At 64.5% G+C, this 16,847-nt stretch carries 15 protein-coding genes; 8 read left to right on the top strand and 7 right to left on the bottom strand.

What is annotated here, in order from left to right; all coding sequences use genetic code 11:
• The first annotated feature begins 49 nt into the window (after positions 1-49).
• Complete coding sequence (locus IVB12_RS11665; RefSeq protein ID WP_247298979.1) at positions 50-1,612, top strand: AMP-binding protein; 1,563 nt, start codon at positions 50-52, stop codon at positions 1,610-1,612.
• A gap of 65 nt (positions 1,613-1,677) precedes the next feature.
• Here IVB12_RS11665 and IVB12_RS11660 read toward each other — a convergent pair whose 3' ends face one another.
• The 7 genes from IVB12_RS11660 to IVB12_RS11630 all read right to left on the bottom strand — a co-directional run bounded on the left by IVB12_RS11660 (position 1,678) and on the right by IVB12_RS11630 (position 7,213).
• Positions 1,678-2,451 (bottom strand): thioesterase family protein, encoded by a 774-nt coding sequence (locus IVB12_RS11660; RefSeq protein ID WP_247298978.1) that lies wholly within the window; start codon positions 2,449-2,451, stop codon positions 1,678-1,680.
• A gap of 22 nt (positions 2,452-2,473) precedes the next feature.
• The gene (locus IVB12_RS11655) at positions 2,474-3,442 is read right to left on the bottom strand and encodes a nitronate monooxygenase family protein (protein WP_247298976.1); all 969 of its coding nucleotides are present in this window, start codon (positions 3,440-3,442) and stop codon (positions 2,474-2,476) included.
• A 210-nt stretch (positions 3,443-3,652) separates the two neighbouring features.
• A complete protein-coding gene (locus tag IVB12_RS11650; RefSeq protein ID WP_247278944.1) occupies positions 3,653-5,053 on the bottom strand; it encodes an aspartate ammonia-lyase in 1,401 nt (466 codons plus the stop codon).
• Positions 5,054-5,090: 37 nt separating this feature from the next.
• Complete coding sequence (locus tag IVB12_RS11645) at positions 5,091-5,627, bottom strand: hypothetical protein (protein WP_247298974.1); 537 nt, start codon at positions 5,625-5,627, stop codon at positions 5,091-5,093.
• Positions 5,628-5,675: 48 nt separating this feature from the next.
• Positions 5,676-6,278, bottom strand: coding sequence for a YqaA family protein (locus tag IVB12_RS11640; RefSeq protein ID WP_247298972.1), 603 nt, complete (start codon positions 6,276-6,278; stop codon positions 5,676-5,678).
• A 46-nt stretch (positions 6,279-6,324) separates the two neighbouring features.
• Positions 6,325-6,729, bottom strand: a complete 405-nt coding sequence (gene hisE / locus IVB12_RS11635) for a phosphoribosyl-ATP diphosphatase (RefSeq protein ID WP_247298970.1) — start codon at positions 6,727-6,729, stop codon at positions 6,325-6,327.
• Positions 6,730-6,844: 115 nt separating this feature from the next.
• On the bottom strand, positions 6,845-7,213 hold the full coding sequence (locus IVB12_RS11630) for a hypothetical protein (RefSeq protein ID WP_247298968.1): 369 nt from the start codon (positions 7,211-7,213) through the stop codon (positions 6,845-6,847).
• A gap of 228 nt (positions 7,214-7,441) precedes the next feature.
• Here IVB12_RS11630 and IVB12_RS11625 point away from each other — a divergent pair, with 228 nt between their 5' ends.
• The 7 genes from IVB12_RS11625 to IVB12_RS11595 all read left to right on the top strand — a co-directional run bounded on the left by IVB12_RS11625 (position 7,442) and on the right by IVB12_RS11595 (position 16,703).
• Entirely contained in the window at positions 7,442-8,491 is a 1,050-nt protein-coding gene (locus tag IVB12_RS11625) for an ABC transporter substrate-binding protein (protein WP_247298967.1), read from the top strand.
• Between the two features lie 82 nt (positions 8,492-8,573).
• A complete protein-coding gene (locus IVB12_RS11620) occupies positions 8,574-10,370 on the top strand; it encodes a glucan ABC transporter ATP-binding protein/ permease (RefSeq protein ID WP_247298965.1) in 1,797 nt (598 codons plus the stop codon).
• 189 nt (positions 10,371-10,559) lie between these two features.
• Positions 10,560-12,053: a D-alanyl-D-alanine carboxypeptidase family protein gene (locus IVB12_RS11615; protein WP_247298963.1), complete on the top strand. Its 1,494-nt coding sequence runs from the start codon at positions 10,560-10,562 to the stop codon at positions 12,051-12,053.
• A 190-nt stretch (positions 12,054-12,243) separates the two neighbouring features.
• A complete protein-coding gene (locus IVB12_RS11610; protein WP_247298961.1) occupies positions 12,244-13,929 on the top strand; it encodes a long-chain fatty acid--CoA ligase in 1,686 nt (561 codons plus the stop codon).
• 14 nt (positions 13,930-13,943) lie between these two features.
• Positions 13,944-14,498 carry a DUF924 family protein gene (locus tag IVB12_RS11605; protein WP_247298959.1) on the top strand — a complete coding sequence of 185 codons (555 nt, stop codon included), beginning with the start codon at positions 13,944-13,946 and terminating at the stop codon, positions 14,496-14,498.
• Between the two features lie 107 nt (positions 14,499-14,605).
• Complete coding sequence (locus IVB12_RS11600; protein ID WP_247278954.1) at positions 14,606-15,091, top strand: peroxiredoxin; 486 nt, start codon at positions 14,606-14,608, stop codon at positions 15,089-15,091.
• Positions 15,092-15,230: 139 nt separating this feature from the next.
• A complete protein-coding gene (locus IVB12_RS11595) occupies positions 15,231-16,703 on the top strand; it encodes an amidase (protein WP_247298957.1) in 1,473 nt (490 codons plus the stop codon).
• Positions 16,704-16,847: the final 144 nt, after the last annotated feature.

Below are 16,847 nucleotides of genomic sequence, written 5' to 3'. Positions count from 1 at the left end.
TCATCAGCAACATTGGCACGTCACAAAGCAACGAGGAAACAGGAAACATATGTCCGATCCGCTCCACGCATCGTCCCCGGCTTGTGCGCAGACCCTACGGGCACTGTCGCGCTATCCCGACCGCACCGCCTTCGCCTGGCCTGAGGGATCGCTGAGCTATCAGGGCACCATCGACCTGATCGGACGCATGCAGGCCGTGTTCATGCGGCTTGGATTGCAGCCCGGCGCGCGCGTCGCCTTCCTCACCGCCAACCGCGCCGACAGCTGGTGCGCGGGCGTTGCTGCGCAATTGGCGCAGCTCTGCATCACCTGGCTGCATCCTCTGGGATCGCTGGACGACCAGCTGTTTCAGCTCGAGGATTCCGAGGCCGAGATGCTGGTGGTCGATGCGGCCGCCTTCCGCAATCGCGGCGGCGAACTCGCCGCGAAGGCCGGCCGGCTCAAAGCGGTCTTCACCATGGGACCCGCGGACTACGGCGTCGACCTCTTGCGGGCGATCGAGATCGAGGGCCACGCCAGCGCGCTGTGCCTCGCCCGGCCCGACGATCTCGCCACGCTGAACTACACCGGCGGCACGACCGGTAAATCCAAGGGTGCGCTGCGCTATCACCGCGAGAACGCCGGAGCTGCCGGCGCGATCCTCGCCGACTTCGAGATCCCCGACGCCGCGCGCTATCTCACGGTCGCGCCGATCAGCCATGTCGCGGGCACGAAGGTGCTGCCGACCTTGATGCGCGGTGGCACCGTGCACATGCTCAAGAGTTTCGATCCCGAGGCCGTGCTGGCGACGATTGCGCGCGAGCGCATCAACTTCACGCTGCTCGTGCCGACCATGATCTATGTGCTGCTCGATCATCCCGCGCTCGGCAGGACCGATCTGTCTTCGCTCGAGCTGGTGCTTTATGGCGCCTCCGCGATGTCGCCGAGCCGGCTGGTCGAGGGCATCGAGCGCATCGGGCCGGTGTTCTCGCAGCTTTACGGGCAGACCGAATGCTATCCCGTCTCGGTGCTGCGCAAGGCGGATCACGATCCCAAGACACCGGAGCTGTTCCTGTCCTGTGGCTTCCCGATCGCGGCCTGCGAGGTCAAGATCCTCGACGACAACGACCAGGAGGTGAAGACGGGCGAGCCGGGCGAGATCTGCGTGCGCGCGCCGCACGTGATGGCGGAGTACTGGAAGCGGCCGGACATCACCGCCGAGACGCTGAAGAACGGCTGGGTCCACACCGGCGACATCGCGCGCATGGACGAGCGCGGCTACATGTTCATCCTCGACCGCAAGAAGGACATGATCGTCTCCGGCGGCTTCAACATCTTCCCGCGCGAGGTCGAAGACGTGCTGTCGCAGCATGCCGACGTCGCCATGGTTGCGGTCGTCGGCATTCCCGACGAGAAATGGGGCGAGGCCGTCACCGCCATCGTCGTGCCGCGCGAGGGTGCAAGGCCCGATCCGGACGAGCTGATCAACCTGGTGAAGACGCGCAAGGGCTCGGCGCACGCGCCCAAGCAGATCCAGTTCGTCAAGCAGCTGCCGATGACCGGCGTCGGCAAGGTCGACAAGAAGGTGCTGCGCGCCGGCTTCTGGAGCGGGCGCGACCGGTTGGTGGGGTGAGATGCGACGCACCGGCCCCGCCTTCGCGGAGCATGACAGCGGAGCTGAGGCGCGGGCTTGCCCCCTCACCGCTTGTCGATCACCAGGCTCTGCACCGCCCGGCCGAAATAGCCTTGCCGGTCCGCCAGCCGCGACATTGCCAACCCCGCGCCTCCTGGGCCGATCCAGGACTCGCCATCGAGCAGGATCCACTCGCCCACCGGCTGCCGCGACAAGCTCACGGTGAGATCGGCGTTGATGTAGGTCCAGGCGCGGAAGTCGAGCGTCGAGGCGGTGCCGTTGGAGAAGTCGGCGGCGACCACGGCTCGCATCGCCTGTGAGACTTCCTCGCCCGCGATCAGGGGATGATCGACACGAAACCAGATCGCGCCGGCGCCGGCCTGGCCGAACCGGCCGCGTGCCGCACGCATGGAGACCGCTCGCACGAACGGGCTGGTGGCGGCATGACCGTCCTCGACTAGGGAGTCCTCCGGCGATGGCAACGTGACCGGCAGCTCCTTGACGTCATCGGGCAGGCTCAGGGTCTGTCGCCTGATCTTGAGCACGGTGGCGCCGACAACCTGCACGCCGTCGGCGAGCAGCTTGATCCCGCAGAGCTGGATCTTGCGGCCCTCGCGCAAAACTTCGGTCGCAATCGTGAGCGGCGCGACCGGCACCGGACGCATCAGATCGATCGTGACGCGCGCGATGTCCATCGGAACAGGCGTCGGAATGCGCTCGGCCGCCCACGTCACCAGCGATGCCGGCGCCGAGCCGTGCTGCATGCGACGGTCCCAGGGTCCGGCGGCGTCCGGGCTGGTGACGACGCTGTTGCCGTCGACGCGGTAGATGGGAGGCATGCTGCACTCGAGCTCGGCGCGATTACAACGGCGGATCGATCGCTTCGTCGTATTCCTTCTTGAAGCGCGCGATCATTTCGGCGGCGGGCACGATGCCCTCGACGCTGCCGATGCCCTGGCCCGAGCCCCAGATCTCCTTCCAGGCCTTCGGCTTGGCGCGTTCGCCGGAGGCGTCGGTGCCGAAGTTCATCTTGGAGGGATCGGAGGTCGGCAGGCTGTCCGGATCCATTCCGGCGGCGAGGATCGAGGGTTTCAGATAATTGCCGTGCACCCCGGTGAACAGGTTGGAATAGACGATGTCGTCGGCGCTCGAGCCGGCGATCATCTCCTTGTACTTGTCGACGGCGTTGGCTTCCTTGGTCGCAATAAAGGCCGAGCCGATATAGGCGAAATCTGCACCGAGGATGCGCGCGGCGCGGATCGCCTTGCCGTTGCCGATCGCGCCCGACAGCGCGATCGGCCCGTCGAACCACTTTCGCGTCTCGGCGACGAAAGCCAGCGGCGAGATGGTGCCGGCATGGCCGCCGGCGCCGGCCGCGACCAGGATGAGGCCGTCGGCGCCCTTCTCGATCGCCTTGTGCGCGAATTTCTGGTTGATCACGTCGTGGAAGACGATGCCGCCCCAGCCGTGCACGGCCTGGTTCAGCTCCTCGCGCGCGCCGAGCGAGGAGATAATCATCGGCACCTTGTACTTGGCGCAGAGCTGCATGTCGTGATCGAGCCGGTTGTTCGACTTGTGCACGATCTGGTTAACTGCGAACGGCGCCGACGGCTTGTCGGGATGCGCGCGGTCATAGGCCGCGAGTTCCTCGGTGATCCGCGCCAGCCATTCATCGAGCAATTCCGGCGGCCGCGCGTTCAGCGCCGGAAACGAGCCGACCACACCCGCCTTGCACTGCGCGATCACGAGATCGGGCACCGAGATGATGAACAGCGGCGAACCGATCACCGGGATCGACAGGCGCCCCTTGAACAAGGCAGGCATGGACATTGCGGAACGGTCCTCTCTTGGCGGTCACACGGTTGGGATTATACCAACAAGGCAATCTTTCCACTGTCAAGTATTGCGTTTTGGCGCCGTGGCGAATGCCATTACCGCAATTCCAAGGCGCGGAATTCGCGCCTAAGTCAGTGCGAGCGCCGCGGAGCTTCGTCGCAAAGGCTCCTCAAAATGCAGGCGAGAGCTGCGGATGGCCGACAGCTACGAAATCAAATCCGGATTGATCAGCCGCTCGAACGAGAACATCTCGTCCCATTTCTCCTGCGTCAGCAGCCTGCGCTCGATCACCACGATCTGGTGCAGCGACTTGCCGCTCTTGTAGCCCTCGCGTGCGATCTCGGCGCATTGCTTGTAGCCGAGCAGGGGCTTCAGCACCGTGACGATACCGAGCGAGTTCAGCACCATGTTGCGGGTGTGCTCCTCGTTGGCAGTGATGCCGACGACGCAATTTTCGCGCAGGCTGTTGACCGCGCGCTCCATGGTGCGGATCGAGAAGAACAGCGCAAACGAGATCACCGGCTCCATCACGTTGAGCTGGAGCTGGCCGGCGCTTGCGGCCAGCGTCACGGTGGTGTCGAGACCGATGACCAGGAAGCTGGTCTGGTTGACCACCTCGGGGATGACGGGATTGACCTTGCCAGGCATGATCGAAGAGCCCGGCTGAAGCTGCGGCAGGTTGATCTCGTTGAAGCCCGCGCGCGGACCGGAGGCGAGCAGGCGGATGTCGTTGCAGATCTTCGTCAGCTTGCTGGCGGTGCGCTTGAGGACGCCCGAGAGCTGCACATAGGCGCCGGTGTCGGAGGTCGCCTCGACGAGATCGCCGGCGAGAACAAACTCGACGCCGGTCAGCGCGCTCAGGTGCCGGACCGCGAGCTTGGGATAGCCGACGGCGGCGGTGACGGAGGTGCCGATCGCAGTGGCGCCGAGATTGATCTCGCGCAGCAGCGCACGGGCCTCGGAGATGCGATCGACCTCCTCGCCGATCGTGGTGCCCCATCCCCGGAATTCGGCCCCCAGCGACATCGGCACCGCGTCCTGAAGATGCGTGCGGCCCATTTTCAGCACACGGTCGAATTCGCGGCCCTTGGCGAAGAAAGCTTCCTGGAGCTGGCGCAACGCCGTCATGTAGCTCTCGAGCCGCAGGATCAGCGCCAGGCGAAAGGCGGTCGGATAGGTGTCGTTGGTGGACTGGCCGTAATTGACGTGATCGTTGGGGCTGACGTGCTGGTAATCGCCCTTCGCAAAGCCAAGTGATTCCAGCGCGAGGTTGGCGATCACCTCATTGGCGTTCATGTTGGTCGATGTGCCAGCACCGCCCTGGATGAAGTCGGTGACGAACTGGTCCATCATGTCGCCGGCAATCACGCGGTCGCAGCCCAGGATGATCGCGTCCGCAACCTTGGCGTCGATCGCGCCGAGATCGCGATTGGCCATGGCGGCCGCCTTCTTCACGTAACCAAGCGCCTTCACGAAGTAAGGCTCCTGGTTCATCGGAATGCCGGTGATGTGGAAGTTCTCCTTCCCGCGGATGGTCTGGACGCCGTAATAAATGTCGTCGGCGATGTCACGCTGCCCGAGGAAGTCCTGCTCCGTGCGGCTCATAGGCGCTCCTTGTTGCATGCGCGCAACGTCGATCACGTCAGTTCTGGCATAGCGCGCTGGTCACGAAAGTATCGGTGCGGCAATCGTCCGGCTTGCGTTGCCGGCCCGGAATCAGGACCTTGGCCGAGCATTTCTCGGCGGAATCGGCGTTCAGGCTCTTGCCTTTCTTATAGCCCTTGCTCTGGCAGAGCTGGTCGGCAGCCTGCTTGCAGTCGGGCGCGCCGTTCGCGGAGGCCGGACAGGCCACGCGCCCCGAGACCATGGTGGACGGTTTCGTCAGTCGCGACAAATCGTTCATGGTCTCGCCCGGGCTTTTGATCGGCGGCAGGATCGAGGGCAGCTTGTCGAACAGCTTGCCCATTTCGTTGATCAGCCCGGGATTTTCCTCGCGCGCCGGCGGCGCCGAAGGAGCGGGCGTCGACGGCGGCGGCGCGGCCTGCGTCCCCTGCTCCTGGAGGCCGAGCGCGGGCGCAGCTTGCGTCCACGCCGGCGTGGCGGCACCAAGCAGGAGCCAAGGCACGACGAATATCAGCGTCCCCAGCCGCAGGACCGGATTGCCGGATCGACCCATCATGACGGCAACCGTAGCCGAAGCCGGCCCGGTGGCAAAGCCGCCGCACCCTTAGATCAACTTGATAGCGACGACGAAGCCGAGCACCAGCACGATCGCGCCGATCGCGACCCACAATCCGAGATGCTTCTCGATCCTGATCCGGATCCAATCGCCGTAGCGGTTGAGCAGGATCGCGACGACGAAGAAGCGCCCGCCCCGCGCGACGATCGAGCACAAGATGAACAGGACGATGTTGTAGCCGGCAAAGCCCGAGGTGATGGTGACGAGCTTGTAGGGGATCGGCGTCAGCCCCTTGAGCAGGATGATGATCGCACCCCATTCCGCATAGGAGGCGCGGAAGGCATCGACCTTGCCGCCGAGGCCATAGACCTGGATCAGCCATTGGCCGACCGAGTCGAACAGCAGCGCGCCGATGGCGTAGCCGACGATGCCGCCGAGCACCGAGGTCGCGGTGCAGATCGCCGCATAGACCCAGGCGCGCTGCGGGCGCGCCAGCGACATCGGGATCAGCATCACATCGGGCGGGACCGGAAAAAACGAGCTTTCGGCGAAGGACACGGCTCCCATGATCCAGAGCGCGTAGGGCTTGTGGGCGGCGTCGATGCACCAGTCGTAGATACGTTTCAGCATGGCGCCGCGATGAAGCACCATGGGACGGATTTGTCCATCGCGAGTTTTGTGACGTTTTCGCCGCGCTTTAATGGCGCTTGCGTGCGGCACGGCCCTCGAGCGCGACAATTGGCCGCCTTGAGGCAATGCGCGGTGACGCAACTTTGGGCAATTTCACCGCTGATTTCGGCAGCTTCTCGGCAATGCCGAGCATGTCTTCACGCCGCGTCATCTCCCGCCAGACGTCCTCGGGACGCACCCCGGCCGACGCCCACAGCACGGTAAGATTGTAGAGCAGATCGGCGCTCTCCCGGATCACGGCCTCGCTATCGCCATTGACCGCGTCGATCACGACCTCGATGGCCTCTTCGGCCAGTTTCTTCGCCATTTTGGAAGGGCCGCGCTGAAACAGCCGGGCCGTGCGCGATGTTGCCGGATCAAGATCTCTGGCCGCGAGCACAGCCAGATATAGCCGCTCAAGCGAATCACTCATGTACTCAAACTACTCTAAAGCAATGGCGAGCGCGTTAACGCCCGGCAATAAAAGCAACGACAGGCCGGCACAGCAAGCGCGACGGCCTGTCAGGGTTACGCACGGCGTCCGGCGGCTAGTAGCAGTTGGTGTAATAGCCTTGGCCGCAGAACTCGGACGGAGCCGTCCCGCCATAGCGCTGATATTGGTAGTTGGGGCCCGGACCATAATAGGGACCGTAAGCAGGGCGGCCGTAATAGACTGGCCCGCCGTAATAGCCATAACCCGGACCGTAGTCATAGGCATAGACATCACGGGTGGCGGCAATGGCGAGACCTGTGCCGATGGCGGCCAAAGCTGCAGCTGCGGCCGCGCCGCCTCCGCCGCCATGCCAGTGGCGGCCGCCGGCGTATGAAGCGGTCGGAGCAATCGCGGTCAGCGCCAGCGCCGTCGCGGTGGCAAGAACGGCCTTTCGGCCCGCAAACGTGGAGAATCGCTCAATCATATCTTGGGCCCTCCTTTGGGACCTGGAATGGACGCCTGCGGACAGGCTCATGCCTCTCAAACCCGCATAACCTAAGTTGGGTTCCCCAACCCCAACACAAGCTGAATGGGGTTGCGTAACGATGCCGCAATCGCCGCTCATCCGCCGTTCATGTTGGCGCGGAAAGACTGATCGCCAGCCGGCGCTGCGAGCGTCACGAACCATAACAATGCCGGACCAGCGCAACTGATGTCGGAATTCAAGACGATTGCTCTTCGTTGCCTGCTGGCTCTTTCGATTTCGCTTGCGACGCTGATTGCACGCGATGTGAGCGTGGCCGAGACCGCAGTCCCATCCGTTGCAATTCACTTCACCTTCGATCGTCCATTGGACGCGAGCATGGCGCCGTTCTTCCTGGCCGCAAAGGACGGCAGGTTCGGCGCCGAGCATCTCAGCGTGTCCTTCAACACCGCAGCCGGGTCGTCGGAAGCCCTCGCGCGCCTCGCCAAAGGCGACAGCGAGCTCGCGCTCGTCGACATCAACGAGCTGATCCGCTTTCGCGACAAGGACCATGCGGCCCCGATCAAGGCCGTGTTCGTGCTGTTCAACCGCGCGCCCTATGCGATCGTCGCGCGCAAGAGCCGCGGCATCCACCTCCTGTCCGATCTCGACGGCAAGACCGTCGGCGTCGCCGACAGCGACCTGTCGATGCGGCTGTGGCCGGCACTGGCGCAGCAGAACGGCATCAATGCATCGCGGGTCAAATTCCACAAGATCAGCGCGGCGGTGCGCGAGCCGATCCTCTCCGCGGGCCAGGTCGATGCGGTCGCCGGCTTCAGTTACCTGTCGGCCGTGAACCTGCGCGACCGCGGCGTGCCCGCAGCCGATCTCGTCGTGCTGCGCTATGCAGATTACGGCTGCGAAGCCTACGGCTTTGCCGTGGTGGTCAATCCCGCCTTCGCCGCAGCAAAGCCGGATGCCGTGAAGGGCTTCGTCCGCGCCTTGATCGCGGGCGTCAACGCAACCGTCATGGAGCCGGGGCGCGCGGCGGAGGAGGCCGCCAGTCGCATCGAGGATGGCGACCGCAACCTGGAGCTGGAGCGCCTGCGCACCGCCCTCGCCGACAACATCCTGACCGACGAGGTCAGGCGCAACGGCCTCGGCGGCGTCGACCCGGCGCGCCTCGAGCGCTCGATCGGCCAGGTCGCGCAGGACTTCAAATTCCGCAATCGACCGGCGGCGGCCGAGATCTTCGACGACCAATTCCTGCCGCCGCTGGCCGGCCGGGTGATCAACTGAGCAAAACTGAAAGCTTCCGCTGTATCTCGCGGGCATCCCTGCTTAGAATACGAAGTCCGTCTTCGCCGAGTTCCTCGCCCGCATGTCCATCCTCCGTCTCTACACCCGCGTTCTCGAGTTGCTCGGCAAGGAAGCGCGGCTGGGCTGGCTGCTCGCGATTGCCAATCTGCTGCTGGCGGGCTCGCAATTCGCCGAGCCCGTGCTGTTCGGCCGGATCATCGACGTGCTCTCGGGCAAGTCGGTGGCCGGCTCGAACTCGGCCTGGCCGTTCCTGGCCGCCTGGGTCGTGTTCGGGCTGTTCACCATCGCATGCAGCGCGCTCGTGGCCTTGCAGGCCGATCGGCTCTCGCACCGCCAGCGCCAGGCGGTGCTGACCGATTATTTCGAGCACATCCTGCAACTGCCGCTGACCTTCCACTCCGGCACCCATTCGGGCCGGCTGATGAAGGTGATGCTCAACGGCACTGACGCGCTGTGGCGGCTATGGCTCGGCTTCTTCCGCGAGCATTTTGCTGCGATCCTCTCGGTCGTGGTGCTGCTGCCGCTGTCGCTCTACCTGAACTGGCGGCTCGCGATCCTGCTGTTCGTGCTCTGCATTGTCTTCACCGCGCTGACGACCTTCGTGGTGCGCAAGACCTTCGGGATGCAGATGGAGGTCGAGGAACACTACAGCGAGCTGTCTGCGCGCGCCTCCGATGCGCTCGGCAACGTCGCGCTGGTGCAGAGCTTTGTCCGCGTCGAATCCGAGGTCAAAGGGCTGCGCTCCGTCGCCGACGAGCTGCTGGCCGCGCAGATGCCGGTGCTGTCATGGTGGGCGCTCGTCACCGTCATCACGCGCGCCTCGACCACCATCACGGTGCTCACGATCTTCACCATAGGTATCGCGCTGCACGACCGGGGGCTGACCTCCGTCGGCGAGATCGTGATGTTCGTGAGTTTCGCGACGATGCTGATCCAGAGGCTCGAACAGGTCGTGAGCTTCATCAACAGCGTGTTCATGGAGGCGCCACGACTGCGAGAATTCTTCAATGTGCTCGATGCCGTACCCGCCGTGCACGACCGCCCCGACGCGATCGATGCCGGCAGGCTCTCCGGCCTCGTCGAGTTCAACGACGTCACCTTCTCCTACGACGGCAAGCGCCCGGCGGTCGAGGACCTCTCGTTCACGGCGCTGCCCGGCCAGACCATCGCGCTGGTCGGTCCGACCGGCGCCGGCAAGTCGACCGCGATCGCGCTCTTGCACCGTGCCTTCGACCCGCAATCCGGCTTCATCCGGATCGACGGCATGGATGTACGCGGGATCACGCTGACATCGCTGCGGCGGAACATCGGCGTGGTGTTCCAGGAGGCGCTGCTGTTCAATCGCTCGATTGCGGAGAATCTGCTGGTCGGCAAGCCGGATGCGACCGAAGACGAGATGCGCAAGGCGGCCGAGCGCGCGCAGGCGCTCGACTTCATCGAGCGCAGCGGCGGCTTCGAGACCAATGCCGGCGAACGCGGCCGCATGCTCTCCGGCGGCGAGCGGCAGCGGCTGTCGATCGCCCGCGCGCTGCTGAAAGATCCGCCGATCCTGATCCTGGACGAGGCGACCAGCGCGCTCGACGCCGTTACCGAGGCCAAGGTGAATACCGCTCTCGACGAAGTGATGAAGGGCAGGACCACCTTCGTGATCGCCCACCGCCTCTCAACCATCCGCAACGCCACGCGGATCCTGGTGTTCGAGGCCGGCCGGGTGATCGAAAGCGGAACTTTCGATGAACTCGTGGCCAAAGGCGGCCATTTCGCCGAGCTCGCCAGGGCCCAGTTCATGGTTCAGGAAAACGCACGGGCCAGCGTGACGGCGGCGGAGACTGCCGCGACTGCGGTCAAATCCCCGTAGCAAGTCCCCATAGGACCGTCGAAATTCGGCCTACTTCATTGCGGAATACCGCACCGGTCCCCCTATTCTCGAGGCATCAGCCGGTATAGGTTTGCGACGCCGCAAGCGGCGGCGCTGGATTTCAAAACCGAACATCAGATCACGAGAACCGCCCGGAACCGGCGGGTCTCCAAGGACCGGAATCGGATAGTGCACGCCCTTCGCCCGCTGCTTCGCAAGTCGCTGTTCAACCTGTTCGCTGCGAGCCTCGCATGCGCCGCATTGCTCGCCCCGCGCGCGGCGAGTGCCGAAGCGCTGCTGCTGATCGAGGCCGACAGCGGCAAGGTGCTGCAGGCCGATAATGCGACCATTCCATGGTACCCCGCGTCCGTCACCAAGATCATGACCGCCTATGTGACGCTGAAGGCGGTCAAGGACGGCAGGCTCACGCTCGACACGCTGCTCACGGTGTCGCCGACGGCAGCATCGCAGTCGCCATCGAAGATGGGCTTCCGCCCGGGAACGCAGCTCACCGTCGACAACGCGCTGAAGATGATGATGGTCAAGTCGGCGAATGACATGGCCGTGGTGCTTGCCGAAGGCGTCGGCGGATCGATCGACGGCTTCTCCGCGATGATGAACGACACCGCGAAGAAGCTCGGCATGACGCAGACGAGCTACGTCAATCCGAACGGCCTGCCCGCCGACGGCCAGATCACCTCCGCGCGCGATCTCGGAATCCTGGCGCGCGCGTTCCTGCGCGACCTGCCGGAATACGAGTACTTCGTGCACATCCCGGCGATCCGCTTCGGCAAGCGCATCACCGGCAATTTCAACAAGCTGATCGGCCGCTATCCCGGCGCCGACGGTTTCAAGACCGGCTTCATCTGCGCCTCCGGCTACAATCTCGTGGCATCGGCCACGCGCAACGGTCGCCGGCTGATCGCGGTGGTGCTGGGCGCCAATTCCGGCACCGCGCGCGCGGTGAAGGCGGCGCAGTTGCTCGAGCGCGGCTTCGCTCAAGACAATCTCACCTGGCTGCGACCCTCGCTCGGCACCGTCGACAATCTCGTGCCGGTCGACGCCTCGCCGCCGAACCTGCGCGACGAGATGTGCGGGCCCAACCGCAAGCGGCCGGCCAGCGACGACGACGATGCGTTGATCGCGGCCAATGGCGGGGCGACCGGATCGGCATCGGCCACCGGCGGCGAAGCCCAGGTCACCTTCTTCACGGCCGGCCTTCAGCCGCCCCTGATCAAGGCCTCCGAGTTGATAGCCTCTGCTCCGGCGGCCACGGAGCCCGTGCTGGTCTATACCGGCCCGACTCGCACCGGCACGGCGCTGATCGCCGCCGTCGCGGCCGATGCCGACCAACAGACGGTGGCGAAGCCGCGTGGCAAGAAGTCGCGCGTCGCCAAGAAGCCTGACGCCGCCGACAAGCCGAAGGACGGGAATAAGGACGCGGGCAAGGAATCCAAGACGGCGGCGGCGAAGCCGGCTGCCAAGCCTGACGCCAAGAGCGATACCAAAAGCGACACCAAGGCCGCAGCCAAGCCGGCCGGGACCAAGCATGCCGCGGCCAAGCACGATGCGGCGGCGAAACCCGCCGAGAAACCGGCGCCAAGCGGCGATCAGGCTCCGAAGCCCGCCAAGCCCAAGGCCGCCACCAAGCCTGCCGCCACCAAGCCGGCCAACAACAGTTAACGGCCCCTCGGGGCTGGACCGCGCCCGCACTTCGCACCTGCGGCAGCGCGCTCAGTGATGATTCCGATAGCTACTCCCCGACCTTTGCAATAAGCCTCGACGGCTTGCCACCCGTTCCGGCAGGCTCGATACTGACGGCAATGAGGCAAGCCCGAGACACAACGGGCTCAGTTAGATGAGGGGAGTTTCCATGGAGCGCATCTGGCTCAAGCAATATCCGCCCGGCGTGCCCGCCGACATCGAGCCGACGCAATACGCATCGCTGGTCGACCTGCTGGAGGAGAGCTTCACCAGGTTCGCCGACCGCAAGGCGTTCATTTGCATGGACAAGTCGATCACCTATCGCGACCTCGACCAGATGTCGGTCGCGCTCGCCGCCTATTTGCAGGGCCGCGGGCTGCAGCGCGGCGCGCGGGTCGCCCTCATGATGCCGAACGTACTGCAATATCCGGTCGCGACCGCCGCCGTGCTGCGCGCCGGTTTCGCGGTGGTCAACGTCAATCCGCTCTATACTCCGCGCGAGCTCGAGCATCAGCTCAAGGATTCCGGCGCCGAGGCCATTATCGTGCTGGAGAATTTCGCCCACACGGTCGAGCAGGTGATCGCGAAGACACAGGTCAAGCACGTCATCGTCGCCAGCATGGGCGACCTGCTCGGTTTCAAGGGCGTGATCGTCAATCTCGTGGTCCGCCGCCTCAAGAAAATGGTACCGGCCTGGTCGCTGCCGGGCGCAGTGTCCTTCAACGACGCGCTCTCCGCCGGCCGCGGCATGACCTTCAGCAAGCCAAAACTCTCGCCGGGCGACGTCGCCTTCCTGCAATATACCGGCGGCACCACCGGCGTCTCCAAGGGCGCCACCCTGCTCCACCGCAACATCGTCGCCAACGTCTTGCAGAACGACGCCTGGCTCCAGCCGGCACTCGCCGCGCCGCCGCATGTCGATCAGCTCATGATCGTCTGTGCACTGCCGCTCTATCACATCTTCGCGTTGACGGCCTGCTACCTGCTCGCGGTGCGCGCCGGTGGCTGCAATCTGTTGATCCCCAATCCGCGCGACATCGCCGGTTTCGTCAAGGAGCTGGCGAAATACCAGGTCAACAGCTTCCCGGCCGTGAACACGCTCTACAACGGCCTGATGCATCATCCCGACTTCAAGAAGCTCGACTTCTCCAAGCTGAAGATCTCCAACGGCGGCGGCATGGCGGTGCAGCGCCCCGTCGCGGAGCAGTGGAAGGCGATCACCGGCTGCTTCATCGCCGAAGGCTACGGCCTGTCGGAGACCTCGCCGACGCTGACCTGCAACCCGGCGACGGCAACGGAGTTCTCGGGCACGATCGGCATCCCCGTGCCTTCGACCTGGATCTCGATCCGCGACGACGATGGCAACGAGGTCCCGCTCGGCCAGCCCGGCGAAATCTGCGCCAAGGGTCCGCAGGTGATGTCGGGCTATTGGAACAAGCCGGAGGAGACTGCCAAGGTGATGACCGCTGACGGATTTTTCCGCACCGGCGACATCGGCGTGATGGACGAGAAAGGCTACACCAAGATCGTCGATCGCAAGAAGGACATGATCCTGGTCTCCGGCTTCAACGTCTATCCCAACGAGATCGAGGAAGTCATCGCGACCCATCCGGGCGTGCTCGAATGCGCCGTGATCGGCATCCCCGATTCCAAATCGGGCGAAGCTGTGAAGGCCTTCGTGGTCAAGAAAGACCCCAACCTCACGGCCGAGGACGTGATCAAGTTCTGTCACGAGCAGCTCACCGGCTACAAGGTGCCCAAGCACATCGAATTCCGCACCGACTTGCCGAAGACCAATGTCGGCAAGATCCTGCGCCGGCAGCTCCGCGACGAGAAGAAGGCGGAGGCGGCGTAAGGCCGCTTTCATTCATGCTGGAGGTCGGCGACATCACGCCATCCGACGTTCTCGCCTTCTGGCGCGAGGCCGGCCGCGAGCGCTGGTATGAGCGCAACGACGCTTTCGACGCAGAGGTCAGGCGCCGCTTTCTCGGCCTGTGGCAGAAGGCGGCCGCCGGTGAGCTCGCATCATGGGAGACGAGCGACGAGGGCGCGCTCGCGCTGGTCATCGTGCTCGACCAGTTCCCCCGCAACATGTTCCGCGGCACGCCGCAAGCCTTTGCCAGCGATGCGCTGGCGCGCGATGTTGCCCGCCGCGCCATCGAAAGGGGCACAGATCGCAAGGTCGATCCCATCCTGCTCGAATTCCTCTATCTGCCCTTCATGCATTCCGAGCACCTGAGTGACCAGCTGCATTGCGTTGCGCTGTTTCAAAACACCGACAATGCCGAGAACCTGAAATACGCTCGCGAGCACGCCGACATCATCCAGCGTTTCGGCCGCTTCCCCCACCGCAATCGCCTTCTCGGCCGTGACACGACTGAGGAAGAGCAGGCCTTCCTCGACGGCGGCGGTTTTGCAGGCTGATGACATCACGGTGAACGACCGCGGCCTCGCCGCTTCCGCCGCCGGCAATATTGTGCAGGCCCGCGCCTCGGTCTAAAAGGCGGGACCGATATTCAGGGAGACTGACGATGACCATCCAAGTTGGCGACAAGCTGCCCGAGGCGAAATTCCGTGTGATGACGGCGGAAGGTCCGCAGGTGAAGACCACCGACGATATCTTCAAGGGCAAGAAGGTGGCGCTGTTCGCGGTGCCCGGCGCCTATACCGGCACCTGCCACAAGATGCATCTGCCGAGCATCTTCCTCAACGCCTACGCCATCAAGGACAAGGGCGTCGACACCATCGCCATCGTTTCCGTCAACGACGCCTTCGTCATGAACGCCTGGAAGCGCGACACCGACCAGCGCGACGAGGCCATCTTCCTCGCCGACGGCAATGCCGATTTCACCAAGGCGATCGGCATGGAGCTGGACGCCTCGGCTAACGGCCTTGGCATCCGCTCCAAGCGCTATTCGATGCTGGTCGAGGACGGCGTGGTGAAGAAGCTGAATCTCGAGGCTATGCCCGGCAAGGTCGAGGTCTCCGGCGGCGATACGCTGCTCGGCCAGCTGTAAGGCAGCCAACCCTTTCAGCCTATCTGATGCTGTCATGCCCCGCCACGGCGGGCATGACAGCGTCAACCGCGATCAAACAGCCGTTGCGGCATTGGGCCAAACTGCGCATCATCCTCCGAAATATGCACAGGAGCATGCCTTGGCCAAATCGCAATGGAGTTTCAAGACAGCAGTCGAGCTGTCGAGCGCGTTGACCACCAAAAAGGTCTCCGCGGTCGAGCTCACCCGGGACGCGATCGACCGCATCGAACGTCACGACGGCAAGATCAACGCGATCTGCGTGCGCGATTTTGATCGCGCGCTTGTTGCGGCGCGCGAGGCGGACGCCGCATTGGCGCGCGGCGAACGAAAACCCCTGCTGGGCCTGCCCGTCACGGTGAAAGAATCCTTCAACGTCGCCGGCCTGCCCACGACATGGGGCTGGACGCCGCAGAAGGATTTCAAGCCGGCGGAAGATGCACTGTCGATCACCCGGGTGAAAAACGCCGGCGGCATCATCCTCGGCAAGACCAACGTTCCCGTCGGCTTGGGGGATTGGCAGAGCTACAACGACATCTATGGCGTCACCAACAATCCCTTCGATCTCGGCCGCACGCCCGGCGGCTCATCGGGCGGCTCGTCTGCGGCGCTGGCGGCCGGCTATGGACCGCTCTCGCTCGGCTCCGACATCGGCGGCTCGCTGCGGGTGCCCGCCTTCCATTGCGGGGTCTATGCGCACAAGCCGACCTACAATCTCTGCCCGACGCGCGGCCATACGCCGCCGCCATTTCCCGCCATCCCGATGGAGCGCGACATGGCGGTGATCGGTCCGATGGCGCGGAGTGCGGCCGATCTGCCTCTGCTCCTGGAAGTGATGGCAGGGCCGGATCCGCTGGACCTCGGCATCGGATACAGGCTTGCGTTGCCGGAGGCGCGACATCACACGCTGAAGGATTTCCGTGTGCTCGTGATTGACACTCACCCGTTGCTGCCGGCGAATGCCGACATTCGCGGCGCGATCGACAAGCTGGCGGGCCAATTGGCGAGCATGGGCGCCAGCGTCGCACGCGAGAGTCCGCTGTTTCCCGATTTTACGGAAGCCTCGCGCCTCTACATGCGCATGCTGATGAGCTTTCTCGGCGCGTTCTTTTCGCCGGACATTCTCGCCGGCGCACGTGCCGGAGCGGCGCAGCTCTCGCCAGAGGACAAGAGCCTTGCCGCCGAGCGGCTGCGCGGCATGACCTGCACGCATCAAGCCTGGGTGTTCGACGAGGGCGCCCGCGCCGGGCTGCGCGCGCAATGGCGGCAATTGTTCAGGACATTCGATGCGGTGATCTGTCCGATCATGCCGACACCGGCCTACCCGCATGATCATTCGCCGCAGCAGGAGACGCGCCGGATCAATATCGACGGCAAGGACTTTGCCTATCCGGACCAGCTTGCCTGGCCCGGCATCGCCACACTGACCGGCTTGCCCGCAACGGCCATTCCGCTCGGCCTGTCGAAGGACGGCCTGCCGGTGGGCGTGCAGATCATCGGGCCCTTCCTCGAGGATCGCACGCCGCTGAAGCTCGCCGAGCTGATCGAGCGCGAGTTCGGCGGGTTCGTGCCGCCGCCATTGTTCAATGACTAGTCGCTCTTGTCATTGCGAGGAGCTCTTGCGACGAAGATTCCATGGGGGTGGATAGCGACCAAGTCTGAGGCCAGACTGAGGTTGCATCCATTCAACCTGGAGACGACGATGTTGCTCGATCATCCTATCGACGGACCGGCCGCT

The sequence above is a fragment of the Bradyrhizobium sp. 179 genome (assembly GCF_023073535.1).
GTDB lineage: Bacteria > Pseudomonadota > Alphaproteobacteria > Rhizobiales > Xanthobacteraceae > Bradyrhizobium.
Note: the sequence above shows the minus strand (reverse complement) of the source record. Positions and strands in the feature narration are given on the sequence as shown.

Coding starts and splice junctions, on each gene's coding strand:
- IVB12_RS11600 (WP_247278954.1), top strand. CDS start 14,606: ATGACCATCCAAGTTGGCGACAAGCTGCCCGAGGCGAAATTCCGTGTG.
- IVB12_RS11610 (WP_247298961.1), top strand. CDS start 12,244: ATGGAGCGCATCTGGCTCAAGCAATATCCGCCCGGCGTGCCCGCCGAC.
- IVB12_RS11650 (WP_247278944.1), bottom strand. CDS start 5,053: ATGAGCCGCACGGAGCAGGACTTCCTCGGGCAGCGTGACATCGCCGAC.
- IVB12_RS11620 (WP_247298965.1), top strand. CDS start 8,574: ATGTCCATCCTCCGTCTCTACACCCGCGTTCTCGAGTTGCTCGGCAAG.
- IVB12_RS11660 (WP_247298978.1), bottom strand. CDS start 2,451: ATGCCTCCCATCTACCGCGTCGACGGCAACAGCGTCGTCACCAGCCCG.
- IVB12_RS11605 (WP_247298959.1), top strand. CDS start 13,944: ATGCTGGAGGTCGGCGACATCACGCCATCCGACGTTCTCGCCTTCTGG.
- IVB12_RS11640 (WP_247298972.1), bottom strand. CDS start 6,278: ATGGTGCTTCATCGCGGCGCCATGCTGAAACGTATCTACGACTGGTGC.
- IVB12_RS11630 (WP_247298968.1), bottom strand. CDS start 7,213: ATGATTGAGCGATTCTCCACGTTTGCGGGCCGAAAGGCCGTTCTTGCC.
- IVB12_RS11625 (WP_247298967.1), top strand. CDS start 7,442: ATGTCGGAATTCAAGACGATTGCTCTTCGTTGCCTGCTGGCTCTTTCG.
- hisE (WP_247298970.1), bottom strand. CDS start 6,729: ATGAGTGATTCGCTTGAGCGGCTATATCTGGCTGTGCTCGCGGCCAGA.
- IVB12_RS11655 (WP_247298976.1), bottom strand. CDS start 3,442: ATGTCCATGCCTGCCTTGTTCAAGGGGCGCCTGTCGATCCCGGTGATC.
- IVB12_RS11665 (WP_247298979.1), top strand. CDS start 50: ATGTCCGATCCGCTCCACGCATCGTCCCCGGCTTGTGCGCAGACCCTA.
- IVB12_RS11645 (WP_247298974.1), bottom strand. CDS start 5,627: ATGATGGGTCGATCCGGCAATCCGGTCCTGCGGCTGGGGACGCTGATA.